The organism is Ferruginibacter albus, assembly GCF_020042285.1.
Classification (GTDB): Bacteria; Bacteroidota; Bacteroidia; order Chitinophagales; family Chitinophagaceae; genus Ferruginibacter; species Ferruginibacter albus.
Genome location: NZ_CP083388.1, coordinates 2,019,089 through 2,036,497, shown reverse-complemented (window position 1 = coordinate 2,036,497; position 17,409 = coordinate 2,019,089). Strand labels below are relative to the sequence as shown.

The following is a 17,409-nucleotide window of genomic DNA, read 5'->3' as shown; positions in this document are numbered from 1 at the left end:
CATTACGGGAATCTACAATAAAGGTTCCCGTATTTTTTATTTTATGGCAGTAATAATGCTGTCTAAAACTTACAAACATGAATAGATTATTTACAAAAATTTTGGTTCTTACAATTTTAGCCGGTTCAACAATTAGGGCATCGGCACAAACAGTTTTTGAAACTGTATCATCCGGTTATTGGAGCGATGCAAACGTGTGGCGTTCCTGGTCATCGGGTACAGTGGGAGTGGGCTCCAGCACGTATCCTGCATTAAATGCTCCTGTAGGTACTAATAAAGTAATAATTAATACAGGAAATACGATTCTTTTGGGAGATACAAACAGGGCCTGCCATGGTATGGTAATACAAAGCGGAGGTAAGCTTTGGGCAGGAAAATCTACTCCTCGGCGGTTACAAATTGGAGCCGGCGGTACAGGTTTTACATATCCTGTAAATGATAGCTTAATAAATAATGGCGTATTAGGCGGACCCGGCGATGGCTTATATATAGAAACTGCTGCAAACTCTGCCAACATTACACTTACCGGTACAGGGGCTTATGATATACTTAGATTGCGTACACCTGGTGGAAGCGGAGCTACCGCAGGCGGTGTGTTGAATTTTATCATCGATGCCAATCTTAATTTGTATCAGCAAAGCAATTATGCACTTTCGGTTGTATATAATGCAGCACTAACGGACAACTATACACTAACTATTAATTCCGGAAAAACGGTTACAATAAAAGATCCTACAGGATACTTTCATAATAGCGAAGTGAAAAATACATATGGCAATTATACGTATGCCATTAAAGGAACATTGGACCTTTCAGCGAATACCCAGTCTTCCGGCGGCATCTCGGGTTATATTCAAGTGCCTTCGCCGGCTGCTTCCAACATTTTACTTACTGTTGATGGTGGCGTTTTGAAATTGGGGAATGAATTTAAAGCTGATACTACATTAGCATCAGGAGGACAAAGCACAGGTATACTTACTTTACAGGCAATTAACGGTGGTTTGATTGACGCATCACAAACAACCAAGCTAACAATAGGCAAAACAACCGATGGGTTATCGGGAGTGAGAGACCTGTTTTTTGGGTTAGATGCAACGAGCAATTTATCACAAACAGTGGGCGCAACTGAAGTTAAATTTCCCATTGGTTTAAATACTGCCATAACTCCTAATAATGCTTATATAGCAAACACAGGAACGCAGGATGTGTTTACAGTTGGCGTTAAAAATTCTTTTGATCATCCGTTAAACGATCCTAATAAAGTAATACCAAGGCAATGGAATATCAGCGAAGCAACAAGCGGTGGCTCTGATGCAACTGTCAAATTATCCTGGTTGACGGGGGATATGCCGGGTGGGTTTAATCCTGCAAATCCTGTTTATACCATACACTACTTAGGTTCATGGACAGAAACGCCCGCAACAATAACAGGAACAGGAACTGGCGCTGATCCTTATATTTCCAGCACATCCGGGTTTACTTCATTTTCGCCATTTGGGGTAGATAATCAAACAGGAGTAGTGCCGGTAACATTTGTAAATATCAAAGCCTATCAAAATAATAATGCTGTTCAAATTGATTGGAGCAATGCAACAGAACAGAACGTTCGAAATTACGTTGTAGAAAAATCTGTTGATGGAATTAACTATACTTCTGTAGTAACTCTCAATGCTAAAACAAACAATGGAGGATTTAATAGTTACAGTCAACAGGATATTACTCCAAATGATGGATATAATTTCTATAGAATTAAAGCTGTAGAAGAAAATGGTAATATTAAATACAGTACCATTGCCAAAGTAAATCTAACAACAAAAGACGCAGGCATTGCTATTTATCCGAACCCGGTTAAAGGAGGAGTAATAAGCCTGCAACTAACGGCAATGGATAAAGGAATTTATAATGTGAATTTGAACACATTAACCGGGCAAAAATTATCACTTGGTTCTATTAGTCATTCGGGAGGAAGCGCCACACAAACATTGCATTTGAACAATGCGTTGCCGACAGGAGTTTATACTTTAGAAGTAATTAGCTCTTCCGGAGTTAGAACTGCGCTAAAATTAATTAATCAATAATTTCAAGAAGCTATAAACTTAAAAACCGCCTGATTTTCAGGCGGTTTTTAAGTTTTAGGCGATACTGTTTTTTATAAAAAACTATTATAAAGTTTGCATATACGAAAAAAGTTGTTATTTTTGCCAACACACAATTGAATCAAAAAATTGTACCCTAATACAATTTAACCTTACAATCCCTCCCGTATCCTGTTAATTATACCTTTTCCTTGATAAGCTTTTCACCCCTTGCTAAAATGATTTTCATTTTCGTTTGATATTATATAATCCGTCATCCTTCAAAATTCCGATAGCGTAAGCTATAACCCCACAAAGTTTAAAGATTTACTATTCTGATTCCTGGCTTAACCTGGTCAATTAATCATTTTATCTAACGGCGTTAGTAAAACTCTGCTGCTAACTCCACAAAACTTTGAGCTATGAAACTTTTTACACTCTTGTTGAATTATTGCATAGAAGTAATAAGCAATTGGGGAAGAAACACAACGCATAAAGATCTTGCGCCGGCAAAGATCATTGCGAACAACAAAAAACATCTTAAGCATTTTATACTATTGTTGATGGTGGGTTTTGTTGGTAACGCTAATGGTCAGCAAAATGCGGTAAACATTCCGGGAACTGCAAGCAATTATGTGTCAATTCCAAATAGTTCAGGCATCCAGGCGCTTACTAAAATTACAGTAGAAGCGTGGGTGAATCTTTCAACGTTAGGTCCAAATGGTGGCGGTTGTATTATTACAAAAGGAACAGGTGGTGGTGGAGAAGCATGGTCGTTGGATGTAGATTCTCCGAGCAATAAAATAAGATTTTATTCATGGATAAGTGGTATTCCCTGTATAGCCAGTGCAAATATTCCAAGTAAAAATGTATGGCATCATATTGCAGGTACATACGATGGTTCCAATTTTAAAGTATACGTTGATGGTGTTGCAGGAACATCTTACACTAAAACAGGAAGTCTCCCTACTACGAATACACATGTAATTTCTATTGGTGCTCGTCAATCAGGGACTACGACTTATGATTTTGCTACAGGAGCAAAAATTGATGAAGTAAGAATATGGAATTCTGCTAGAAGTGCTACACAGATACAGACAGATATGTATCATGAAATAGATCCTTCTACATCCGGATTGATGGCATACTACCAGTTTAACGGTACTTCTAATCAATACAATGATCTTACTTCAAATCATAATAATGCTTCCGCAGTTGGAAGTGCTTCCATTGTTACATCAACAGTTCCTATTCCATTCTTTACTGTAGCGAACGGTAGCTGGTCAAGTACCTCAACATGGTCACCTGATCAAGGTGTTCCTCCTTCAGGTTCAAATATTAATGTAGAAATAAAAAACAGTGTTACACTGGATGCTACAAAAACGTTGGAAAGCCTTACTATTGATGCAACAGGAACATTGAATACAACTTCCAGTAATTATGGAATAACAGTAGGCGATGTGGTAAAAAGCGGTGCATTAAGTGCTAATGCGTCTACTATTAATGTTTCAGGCAACTGGACAAATAATGGCGGAACCTTTACGGGTACAAGCACTGTTAATTTCAATGGTACAACGGCTCAAACAATTGATGGAACAGCAGCAACCTCTTTTAATAATATTACGGATGCAAATACAAGTGGTGCAATTACTGTAAATAGTAATACCAATGCAGCAAACTTCACCTTCTCTTCTTCAGGAACATCGTTGGCAGTAAATTCACCGGCAACATTATCTGTTAGTGGTGCGGTTAAATTAAATAATACTGCGAGTACTTCATTGTCTGCGGTTGTGAGTGGTGCCGGAACATTAGAGTGTGGGTCATTGAGTGTTGGTGGAGGAATTACTAATCTTTCAAGTGATGCATCAACTACATTAACATCAACTATTGCTGCATTGAATGTTTCAGGTAATTTAACGCTGACGAGTATAGATGATGCCAGTGATGATAATAATGCTACATTAAATTTACAATCAGGTTCGATTAGTGTAGGCGGTACTGCTAGTTTAACAGAGCCAAATGGAGCTGTAACAACTTTGTCTTTAAATTCAGGTGCTAAATCAGGTACACTTTATTTGGGTGGAGCAACTCCAATTACAATATCGGGAAGCCCGGTAATTGATTTCACGGGTTCTTCTTGTACAGTTAATTATTCATCTAACAGTAATCAATCCATATACAATACAACTTATAATAATCTTAGTTTTTCCGGTACCAGTACAAAAACTTCAGGAGCGGATCTAACTGTAAGCAACGATATTACTATTGAGTCAGGAGCGACTTTTGCCGCATCTACTCATGCCGTTAATCTTTCAGGTAACTGGATTAACAATGGAGGAACATTAACAGGAACAGGAACTATAAATTTAAAAGGAACTTCTAAAACCTTTAGTGGTTCAGGCAGCACGACATTTCCAACATTGTCCGTTAACTCAGGCGCAAGCTATACAATGAACAACACCAATACATGTAGTGCATTGAGTTTTGCATCTGCGAGCTCATCCAGTTCATTAAGCCTTGGTTCAACCGGCGATTTAGCCGTAAACGGCGATGTTACAATAAGCCAGCCAAGTGCTACTGCTACTGCAGCATGGAATATTAATGCAGGTTCAGCTACTGTAACAGGTAATGTAAATATAAGCGGAAGTAATACTAATTCCGGTAGAGTAGGAAAAGTGGTGATCACAACAGGTTCACTTACTGTTGGTGGTAATTTAGTATTTAATTCTCCATCAAGCACAGCGGCACAAGCAGTAGTAGATATGAGCGGCGGGGCCGGTACATTAAATTTAGCAGGGGCATTAACGTTAACAAGTAACACAGGTACTTTAACAGCCGGCTCAACAAGTAATTTTAACTTTAACGGAAACGATCCTCAAACTATTCCAATTGGTTTAAGCAGTATCGTGTACAATAACGTATTAATTAATAACGGAACATCTACGTTAGGTAGTAACGCAATAACAGCGGCAAGAGTAACCGGCAATATTAGTGTGCAATCAGGAACATTAAACAATGGCGGTTTGTCCATTACATTGGCTACTAACAAAAGCTTAAGTGTGGCAGATAATGCAACATTTACATTAACAGGCACATCTGCAATGGCAACGGTTTCCGGTACAGGAACAAGAACATTTACTTCTAACAGTACTGTTAACTATGGAGGTGCAGCGCAAACTGTAACCGCAGTGACATATGGTAACCTTACTTTAAGTGGATCAGGAATTAAAACAATGCCTGCTTCAACATTAACAGTTGCAGGAAGTTTTTTATTAAGTGGAAGCGTTTCTGCCACAGCATTGGCTGCGATCAATATTGCAAAAGACTTTAACCTCAGCGGTACGGCTACTTTTAGTGCAGGTTCATTTACACATTCTATAGGAGGTAACTGGAATAATAGTGCCGGTACATTTACGGCCGGTACAAGCACCATTAATTTAAATGGTGTTAATCAAACAATAACCGGTTCATCCTCTTTTAAAAATTTAACAAAAACAACCTCAGTTCCTGCAACACTTACTTTCACTGCAGGTACAACGCAAACTATAACGGGAACGCTTACACTAACTGGTGCATCAGGTGGTAATTTGCTTAAATTAGTATCAAGTACATCCGGTACACAGGCAAACATAAATCCATCGGCATTTAGCGTTAGTTATGTAGATGTTGCTGATAATAAGAATACAAATGCTACAGCTATCAGTGCATCTAATTCGCACAATAATGGGAATAATACCAACTGGAGCTTTGGGGCATCAAACGTAGTATGGAAAGGCGCTTCCAGTTCGGATTGGAATAATGCTGCTAACTGGGCAGATGGTTATATTCCAAATGCAGGGGATAATGTTACCATTACCAAATCAGGTTCTAACAATCTTTCATTAGAGACTTCTCCAACTGTCGGAAGTTTTACTATCAGTGCCAACAATATTGTTTCTTGTAATGCTAATACTATCAGTGTTGCCGGTAACTGGGCTAACAGCGGAACCTTTAATTCAAATACAGGAACTGTTATTTTTAATGCAGCATCAGGAACTCAAACATTAAATTCGGGTGGGTCTTTATTTAATAAGATATCACATAATGCAGCAGGAACATTACAGCTAACATCCAATGCTTTAACTGTTAGCAACACATTTACAAATTCAGCCGGAACATTTAATGCGAATGGATTTGCAAACACTGTATCTGATCTAACTACTATAAGCGGGGGTACATATACAGCGGGTTCCGGTACACAAGCATTCAACGGCGGGTTAACTATTTCGGGAGGTGTATTTACAGGTTCAACAGGGAATGTATCTGCGGCAGATGTAACTATCAGCAGCGGTACATTAACAGCACCATCATCAGGAGCATTTAATGTAACCGGTGGATGGAGCAACAGCGGAACATTTACGCATAATAGCGGTACCGTTACTTTCAGTGGAAGCTCATTGCAAACTATCAGCGGTGCAACAACTGCATTTAATAAGTTAACAGTAGCCAATACTACATCACCTGTTTCATTAACTACAACTGCAAATATTACTGCTGCAGGAAATTTAACTATCAATGCAAATGCAATTCTTTCTCCGGGTGCTTCTAATACAATAGGCGGTACAGGTACATTAACGGGTAGCGGAACTGTGAAAGTTACTCGTACTACAGCAACAGCTGATTTTATTAATCAATATACCATCAGCAATAAAACATTGACCGGTATTACAGTGGATTATGCTGCTACTGCTGCGCAAACTGTAAATGCATTGAATTATAACAATCTTGTTATTTCAGGAAATCGTGGCAACGCAACGGTTACATTAGCGGCGGGAACAATTGGTATTGCAGGTACATTTAGTGCGTCTGCTACCAATGTTACGTACAGCAAAACAAATAATACAATTGAATACAATGGAGGTACGCAAAATATTACAGGCTTTGATTATAACAGCTTAAAAATATCCAACGGGAATACAAAAACGTTAAGTGCTGTAACTTCGATCACAGACTCATTGAAAGTTTCAAGCAGCACAACGCTTGACCTGTCATCTTATGACCTTACATTGAAGTCAGGATCTTCCTTTACATCAAGAGTAAGTAAAGTAGACGGAACAGTTAATTACAGTAATACAGGACGCTTTATTGTGCAACGTTATATTCCTGCACGTCGTGCCTGGAGATTATTAACAGCGCCGCTTACTGCTTCAAATGATATTTATGATTCATGGCAAAATGGTGGGGCTGCATACAATGCTTCAACGCAAGGGCAAGGAACGATCATCACCGGTACAGGTTCTCTTAATGGTACAGGCTTAGATATGACAAGCAATACTGCATCATTAAAAAGCTTTAACATTACCACCCAGGCGTTGGTAGAAGTTAAGAATACGCATACGCCAATTTCAGGAGGCACTAATGGCAGTGCAGACAATACGGGATATTTTATATTTGTTCGCGGAGATAGAAACCCATTAACTGTTGCGAATCCTAATAATGTAGTAGTGCCTGTTAACAGCACAACTTTAAGCAGCAGAGGCAAATTACAAACAGGAACGCAAACATTTAATATGGGGTCTTTTACCAGTAGTCGTAGATATATGCTGATAGGTAATCCATATGCATCGCCGGTTAATTTTGCCAGCGTTGGAAGAACGAATATTGTTAATCGTTTTTATACCTGGGATCCTACATTAAATACTGTAGGTGCTTATGTAGTTGTGGATGATGCGGCAGATTTCGGAACTTACCTGGTATCAACTTCTGCAACGGGTACTACCCATCAGAATCAATACGTACAATCAGGTCAGGCATTTATTGTGGAAAATATAAGCGCTAACACAGCATGTAGTTTAACCTTTAATGAAACTGCTAAGTCTTCAAATACAAATACTCTTGTATTCAGACCTACAGATAATGCGGAGTCTTTCAGAACTAATTTGTATTTGGTTGACCAGGATACAGCAATTTTAGCGGATGGTAATTTGGTGCAGTTTGATAACAGGTTTAGTGCAGGTGTGGATGTTATGGATGCATTGAAAATGTCGAATACCAATGAATCGATCTCAATAGCAAGAAATACATCATCATTAGCAATAGAAAGAAGACCTGTTATTGGTTTAGCAGATACAATACCTTTTAAATTGAGCAATACAACACAAAGAAATTATCGCTTCGAATTTATTGCGAGTAGCTTGGATCATCCAAATCTAACCGGATATTTAATGGATAGCTATACGGGTAAATCAACTCCAATAGCATTAAATGGTACAACCAGTGTAGATTTTTCGATAGACGCCAACACCGGTTCTCAATTTAATAAACGTTTTAGTGTGGTGTTTGCTTCATCAGATGCACCATTGCCCGTAACGTTCACCAGTATTAAAGCACAAAAAGCAGGAGAGGGCGTAACAGTTCAATGGATCGTTTCTAACCAGGTAAATATTAAACAATACGTTGTAGAGAAATCAACTGATGGAATAAATTTTGCACCTGTTGCCGTTAAAGCTTCCGGCACAAACATAAGTGATGCTTATGGTTGGTTAGATGCTTCTGTTACCAGCGGAACTAATTATTATCGTATTACCAGTGTTGGTATAGATGGAAGCACATCACATAGCGTGATAGTAAAAGTTATTACAACTACGGATGGGGTGGGTAACATTACAGCTGCAATGGTTGCCGGTAATACTATAAATATGGAATTGACCAATATGTCAGCGGGTAATTACAAAACCGTATTATATAATAATATAGGACAGGCAATTCTAAGAACAAATATTGCACATTCGGGTGGATCAGCCGTACATAACATCCCGGTTAAAAATAATTTTGCAAAAGGAATTTATCGTCTGGAAATTTACAAACCGGATAATAGCAAGATGATAATCAACGTGGCAAACTGAGAATCTACCTTATAGTTTTAATTTGATGCAGGCGAAAGCCTGCATTTTTTTATCAGATAATGGTCAAATTATCACATTGATTATATTTTTATTTGGTAAGGCAACGAAAAACAGTAATTTTACGTCCTGTTAATAAGCGACTTCGGTTGCTTGTCTCGTTTGGTTTGTTTATAGTGTGAATAGATTTTGTGGCAAGAAGAGGTGACACTTTGGGGAAGGTTGTCACCTCTTTTCTTTTATATACTCTTATACTTCACCTATATTTCAATTATATATTTTTATTGAGAATATGTTTTAAGGATAATATCTGTTAACAGAAATATTTTTCCATCTTTTTAGAATGTTAATTTGCATCCTCTTGCAATCGTTCCCGCAAACGATTGCACAAATAATGATTTTAAACACGACTGTTAAATTAAATTATCTAATTACCTTCAAGCCCGTTTACGATTGTATTGCGGAGTTTATCTCTTCCCCATAAACTTCATGAAACCAAAAAATACCCTATATCCATCCTTTTAAAGCCTGGTTTAATGTTGTACCCATCCGCAGTTATCAATTTATTTATTGTAAAAAGCGCATATACATAACGGTTATGTATTGCTAAAAATATTTAAAAGCTTAAACTTTCAAGTACATGAATATTACTTCTACTGCCCAACAACGATTACACTTTTTTTCAAATTTGTTTAAAATGAAATCCTTTATTGTTTTATTGCCTATGATTTTTTTGTGTAGCGCACAAACCTTTAGTCAGCAAACAATTAGTTTTGAAGATGGCACCGTTAACGGGTTTAATAATGGAAGTAGTATGACCGGTATTGCGGCTAGTACCACATTTGCCAGAACAGGTACATATTCAGTTACAGCTAAATCCAGTTCTGCGAGCTCTTCAGTCAGATATTTTAAAAACACTTTTACTACTGTAACAGGAACCAATTATCACTGTATTTGTTGGATAAGAGCAGGAGATGCAGCCACAAAATTAGCTATGTCTATTGATGGTTCAACTCCTACACCTGCTACAGGTACTCCAACGACCTTTACCAGATATACAGCTACAAATACTTCTCAAAAAGACATTCGTGTCGCTATGGTTAACAGTAGTGTTGCGGATAATATTTATGTAGATGACGTTGTTTATTACACGGGTAGCAGTACTACAACAGATATTCTTTCTCCGAATACTCCTGTTACAACAGGTTCATCCGGTTCAAATAGCGGTGGACATGGACTTTTAACATGGACATCTGGTGGAGATAATACAGGGACAGGTACTACAGGAGTGCAGGCAACAATGATATTGCAATACACAGGCACAGGAACTCCTTCTGCTGGACCTACATTAAACAACCAGGCAAGTTATGCTGTTAATGATGTGATTAGTACGAATTGGAAAGTTATTAATGTAAGTGCTGCTGCGGCAGGCACAAATGTTGATGCAGGCGCTATTTCTTCGACAACATATTATGCTATATATCATAGAGATCTTGCTTACAACTGGTCTGCAGCTCCTTCATCTAATACAACCGGTTTAATAACAGTAACAGTTGTTACAAGTACAAATTATTATAATGCAGCAAATTCAGATGTAACCGATGTGAATAATTGGTGGTCAAACACAAATGGAACTTCGGGCACTCATCCTTCAAACTTTACGGCAAACAATCAACTTTTTAATATTACTCATACAGGTTCTACCATGTCAACAGCCTGGACTGTTTCAGGAACCAGTTCAAAAATTATTTTAGGAGACGGCAGCACAACCAATTCTTTTTCTATTCCATCCGGTTCAGCATTAACAGGTACCATAGATGTTACCAATGCTGCAACATTAAATATAGCAAACACAACGAACCCTACCTTAGGAACACTTGGTACGTCAAGTACAGTTGCTTACACAAATGGAAGTTCAGCACAAACAGCATCAGCTACGGCATACGGTAATCTTACTATAGCCAATGGTACTGGTACAGTATCTTTATCGGCAGCTACTACCGTAGCAGCTAATTTAACTATTACATCAGGCACATTAGATGTGACGGGAAGTAATTATGGATTATCAGTTGCCGGTAACTGGAGTAATAGCGGAACCTTTACTCCCGGAAGTGGAACTGTAACCTTTAATGGTACTACACAGGCGATCAGCGGGTCATCCACTACCTCATTTTCGGGAATTACAATTAATACAGGTTCTACTTTAACCGGTCCTTCGGCTGGAACTATTAACGTGGCTGGTAACTGGACAAATAATGGAGCGTTTACGCATAACGGCTGTACAGTAAACTTTAATGGAACAACTACTATCAGCGGTTCTGCAACCAATTCATTTAACAATTTAAGCATTGCTTCATCATCTACATTAACCGGTCCTTCGACAGCTACCATTAACGTAGCGGGTAACTGGAGTAACAGCGGTACATTTACACATAATAGCGGAACAGTTGTACTTAACAGTACTACCAATCCGAGTACTCAAACAATTAGCGGAAGTACAACCTTTAATAATCTTACTACTGGTAATACAGGCGTTACAACAGCTTTTGGAACTTCTACTACAACTATAGCAGGTAACTTTAGCGTAGGCGGTGGTACTATGGACGGAGGAACATCTACCATTATTTTCACCGGTGCGTCTAAATCTCTGCAAGGTAGTACTGCAAAAAATTTCTATAACCTGCAGATCAATAATGGAGCATCTCTAACTCAAACTGCAGGAACCAGTGTTACTGTAAGTAATTCATATACCAATAATGGGAATGGTTCATTTACACAAGATGCAACAAGGACCATTACTTTTAAAACGGCATCTCCTTTTTCTCTTTCAGGTACAGGAACTTCTACTTTTGGAAATGTGAGCATTGCGGGAGCTATTACAGTAAATGCAGGATCACACAATTTTACTGTTTTAGGTACAATTGATTTTACCAATGCTTCCGGCGTATTTAATGGTGGAACAGGCACCGTTACTTTTTCCGGAGCAAGTGCAGCTATCGGTAACGGAAGTAATGGAACATTCAATTTCAACAATATAGCAATTGCATCATCATCTACTCTTAGCAATGCACTTAATAAGAATTTTAATATTGCAGGAAACTGGACAGATAACGGAACATATACAAAAGGAACCGAAACCATTACTTTTAATGGTTCATCAAACCAAAATATAGTAACGGGTGAAACATTTAATAATGTTATCATAAATAATGCTGCCGGTATTACGCTAAGCGGTTCTTCTACTTCTGTAAGCGTTGCTGGTACACTTACTCTTACCGGTGGAAATGTAACTTTGGGAAGTAACAATTTGATTTTAGCAAGTGCAAATGCTGTTGCAGGAACTCCTGCTTCATCTAATCACATTGTTACCAATAGTACAGGATTTGTACAAAGTGTATATTCAACCGGTTCTTATACTTTCCCTGTAGGGTTTGATGCAGGAGATTACAATCCGGTAATTATTACTAATAACAGCGCTTCTTCACAAACATATACAGCAAGAGCAGCATCGGCATCAGTGGTAACAACTTCATTAACCGATGGGCTAAAAGCTGCATGGAGCATTGGGGGTATAACAACATCTTCATCTCAGTTAGCTTTTCCTTGGAATAGTGGTTCGGATGTTGCAGGTTCAGCACCTACAAGTGGCGTAGCATATTATAGTAGTGGTACTTCATCGTGGGCACAACAAGGAGGGAGCACTTCTGGAGGACCTACTAATTATACCACAACATATTCTCCGGTTAGTACAAGCTCTTCTTCAAATTATTGGTCTGTTGGGTCTTCTTCCTGTACAGCACCAACTACCATTTATTCTGTAACTGGAGGCGGGGCATATTGTACTGGTGGAACTGTTGCAATTGGATTAAGCGGCTCTCAGAGCGGAGTGTCTTATCAATTGTTCAACGGAGCATCTTCTGTAGGTAGCCCGGTATCCGGTACAGGCACTGCTATAAGCTTTGGTACTTTAGCGTATTCAGCAGGTACATATACCGTAAAATCAACAACAAGCGGAGGTTATTGTGCAGTTGCCATGGCAGGTTCACCCAGTTCCGTATCAGTTTCTGTTAATTCAAATCCTACAGCTGCAATAACCAGCAGCAGTACATCTATAATCAGTGGTGCCAATACTACGATAAGTGGAACAATATCGGCAACAAATCCTTTCACACTTACCTTGAGTGATGCAAGTACAGTAACTACACAATCGAGCGGAACATGGAGTAAAACAGTTAGTCCCATTACTACTACAACTTATACGCTTTCAAGCTTAACAGATGCAACAGCATGCAGTACCGGTACTTTGAGTGGCAGTGTTACTGTCACCGTTGTTCAGGCGCCTACTGCAGGTAGTACAATTGTTACAGGCTCAACTAGTAGTTCTCAGACGGTTTTAACATTGACATTGCCGCCAAGTAACGGAGGTTCAAGCAGAATAATAATTGGTAAAAAAGCAGCATCAACAGGCTTTACACCAAGCAGTGGTACAAGCTATGCGGCTCAAACAAGCACTACACAAAACTTCACAACTGCTACAGCAGCAGGAGCCGGTGGCGATGTTATCATATATAATGGAACCGGTAGCGGACCTGTTACTGTAACGGGATTATCAGCCTCATCAACTTACGCATTTACAGTGTATGAGTATAATGGTACCGGAACAGCTTCTAATTATTACACTGCAGCATCGGGCAATAGTGCTACTGCTATTACTGGTGCCGGAGGTACTACTGCGGTTTTCTTTGATGATTATGAAAGTTCTTCTTTTAGCTCTCCTACATTAACAAGTAATGCCGCTAACCTTGTACCTGCAAGCACCAACATAACTTATACCGCCAGCGCTGTTAGCGGAAAAGAAACTCCGTCTATTTTGAGCGCCGGAGGATCCAATGCATTTCAAATAATAACAGGTTCATCGCCCAGTACAACCACGGCTTCTCTTACAAGTAACATAAATCAATATCAATCTCCTTTTAATACTAAGCTTGCTTTAAATACCGGAACAATAACATGGACATTCAACATGTCTGCTTTAAAAAGTTCAAACGTAAGTGCTACCTGGGCTGGTAATAACAACCAAGCGACTGTACTTTGTTCAGACGCAACTTTTAGTGTAAGCGCCGGTAATGGATATGCATTAATACTTGGAGGAGCAACTAATAAAACAGTTCAACTGGTACGATTTACTAACGGGCTGGGAGGTACTCTGACTTCCATCGGTTCATTTACAACTACTAATTCAATGACAAACTTTTTTTCATTCAAAGTAGTGTTTACTCCGGATGGAAGTGGAAGCGGGACCTGGACCGTAAATTATGCAGACAATGGTTCTTCTGCGTTTGCAAACCCTACATTGGCAGCTACGACTACAAGTATAGCAAATACAGCAGAGCCGGTTGGCACAAGCTATTTAAACACAACAATGACCTCTTTTGGTTATGCTATGTCCCACTCTAACTCTTCTGGATATGGTTGTATATGGGACAATTTAAAAGCGGTTGTTAGTGGAGTTTCCAGTTGTACTACTCCGGCAGCATTTGTAGCTGGTGGGGGCGGTAGTTATTGTGCAAGCGGTAGCGGAGTTAGTGTAACACTCAGCGGATCTGAAACAGGAACTTCATATCAACTATATAATGGCGCGACTGCAGTGGGTAGTTCTGTATCAGGAACGGGTAGTGCTATAACATTTAATAATGTAACTTCTTCTTCCGGCACAACAACTTATACCGTGAAAGGAACAAGCACTTGTGGTACAACAACAATGGCGGGCAGTGCAGCAGTAACAGTGAATGCAAATCCTGCAATAACCAGTGCTACAACAGGAAGTAATTCATATGGCAACGCTGCCACTTACCAGATAACGGCTTCGAATACTCCTACAGGTTACAGCACATCAACTTTACCGAGTGGTTTTTCTCTTAATTCATCTACAGGATTGATCAGCATTGCTAACACGGCTGCTGTTGGGACATACAATATAACCATTACAGCCTCTAATGCAAATTCTTGCTCAGGAAGTACAACATTGGTTTATACTATTGTTCCCGGAACTACAACATGGAAAAGCGGAAATTCTACTTCAGACTGGTCAACATCAGGTAACTGGACGAACGGCGTTCCCTCTACTTCGGTAGATGCCAGCATACCTGCAGGAAATACTCCGTATCCGGCATTAACAACAAATATTACTGTAGGAAATCTGACCTTTGGTACAGCGGCAACACTTACCATTGGAGCCAATACTTTAACTATTAACGGAACAATATCGGGAGCAGGAACATTTACAGGTTCGTCTGTTTCTAACCTGGTATTAGGTAATAGTAATTTAAACCCAACTTTAAACTTTACTTCCGGAGCTGACACGCTTTTCAATTTAACATTGAATGATAATGCTACCGCTACTTTAGGAAGCACGCTTAAGCTGGCAGCACGTACAAATGGAACTTCTGCTAAATTAACTGTAGGTAATAGTTCTATATTGAATACGGCTGATGGTCTTACATTGATATCTGATAATTATAATACAGCTGCTGTTGGTCCTATTGGAACCAATGGTAGCATTACAGGTAATGTAACCGTACAACGTTATTTACGTAGTAACGATAATACGCCTTATTTAGATCCTAATGGAAATATTTATTCCGGAAGTGCAAAACGTGCATGGCGTTTGTTAACTGCTCCATTCAAAAACAGCGGAGTACAAACTATTTACCAGGCATGGCAGGAAAATGGATTGGTGTATGAAGATGGAGATGCATCTACTCATGAAAAAGGAACACTTATTACAGGACCTAATGCTAACAATGGATTGGAATCAGGTATTAATGCGAATTATTCAATGAAAGCATTTAATTATTCCACGCAGAAACTGGAAAATGTTGATAATACCAATGTAGCCATTTCGCAAGGCAGTAATGGAGGCTCCGCAGAAAATACCGGATACTTTATATTTATTCGTGGAGATAGAAATCCGGCGACTATAAACAATCCTAATTCAGGAATTGTTCCTGTTGACAACACTACATTAAGTGCAAAAGGTATATTACAAACCGGACCCCAGGTATTTCCATTAGTAGCATCGTCAGGAATTTCTTCTCAGAAATATACGTTGGTTGGTAATCCTTATGCTTCGCCAATCGATCTGAATTCAGTGTCATTCAGTGGTTATTCAGGTAATATCGATGTGTATACATGGGATCCTTCTATTGGCGATGTGGGTGCTTATGTATTATTGGAAAATGAATTTAACGGGTCCGGTTATTCCGGCTTCCAAACAAATGCTCAAAGCAACCAGACCAGTTACATCCAATCTTCGCAAGCATTCTTTGTATTGGGAAGCACTAACTCTCCTTCAGTAACCATTAATGAAAGCAGTAAAGTGGCAGCACAAAATAACAACTTAGTGTTCCGTCCAACGGGAGCGCCGGCAAATCCATGGATGATCGCAAGATTGTATAATGTAAATAATGACAATTCGGTAAACAGTATCGATTACAATCAAACATACTTTAATAATGCTTACAGCATGGATGCTGTATTAGGAGAAGATGCTCCTAAGCTGGCAAACATTGGTGAGACCTTCTCTGTAATACGTGGCGGTTCTTCTTTATTCTCTGACAGAAGACCGAATTTACGTGAAATGGATACGGTGTTCTTCAAACTGCTTCGTACAAAAGCACAACAGAAATACCAGTTGCGTTTCTTTGACAGCATTCCCGGCACTAATTTAGAAGCGTGGTTGAAAGACAATTATACAAATGATTCAATGTTGATATCATTGACTGATTCTTCATCCATATACAGCTTCACCAGTGGAGGAGTTGATGGTAGCGGACATAATATTGATTCCATTCGTTTCAGCATTCTGTTCCGCCCCCAAGCTCCGGTACCTGTAACGTTTACCAATGTAAAAGCACAATGGATGGGTAACAGCAACGTATCTGTTCAATGGAATGTAGCCAATCAATTAAATATCAATAAGTATGAAGTGGAAAGATCAGCGGATGGAAAAACCTTCAGTAACGCTGCCGATATAACAGCTCAGCTGGGTGGAGCTACAGCACAATATAACTGGACAGATAATATGGCGATTAAAGGGGACAATTATTACAGGATCAAGAGCATAGGCAATGACGGTAAAGTGGAATATAGCCAGGTAATGAATATAAGTATAGGTATTCAGGCACCGGATATAGCTATTTATCCTAATCCTGTAAGCGGTAATAGTATAGGGCTGAAATTCACTAATATGCCATCGGGTAAGTACCAGGTAAATGTGATAAACCAGTTAGGTCAAATTGTATTAACTGATAATATAACACATGCCGGGGGCAATGCAACGCAAACGGTACCAGTTAATAAAAATATAACCAAGGGTTTGTACAGGTTAGAAATAATTAAAGCTAATAATATCAAAACAAATATTAACTTTGTTTATTAGTTCTTATCTTAGC

Annotated in this window: 3 protein-coding genes; all 3 read left to right on the top strand. The window is 39.0% G+C overall.

Going from position 1 to position 17,409, the window contains the following annotated elements; translation table 11 throughout:
- Positions 1-77: 77 nt before the first annotated feature.
- The 3 genes from K9M53_RS08865 to K9M53_RS08855 all read left to right on the top strand — a co-directional run bounded on the left by K9M53_RS08865 (position 78) and on the right by K9M53_RS08855 (position 17,396).
- Positions 78-2,078 (top strand): T9SS type A sorting domain-containing protein, encoded by a 2,001-nt coding sequence (locus K9M53_RS08865; RefSeq protein WP_224013949.1) that lies wholly within the window; start codon positions 78-80, stop codon positions 2,076-2,078.
- 419 nt (positions 2,079-2,497) lie between these two features.
- The gene (locus K9M53_RS08860; protein ID WP_224013948.1) at positions 2,498-8,959 is read left to right on the top strand and encodes a LamG-like jellyroll fold domain-containing protein; all 6,462 of its coding nucleotides are present in this window, start codon (positions 2,498-2,500) and stop codon (positions 8,957-8,959) included.
- A gap of 694 nt (positions 8,960-9,653) precedes the next feature.
- Positions 9,654-17,396 (top strand): hypothetical protein, encoded by a 7,743-nt coding sequence (locus K9M53_RS08855; protein ID WP_224013947.1) that lies wholly within the window; start codon positions 9,654-9,656, stop codon positions 17,394-17,396.
- Positions 17,397-17,409: the final 13 nt, after the last annotated feature.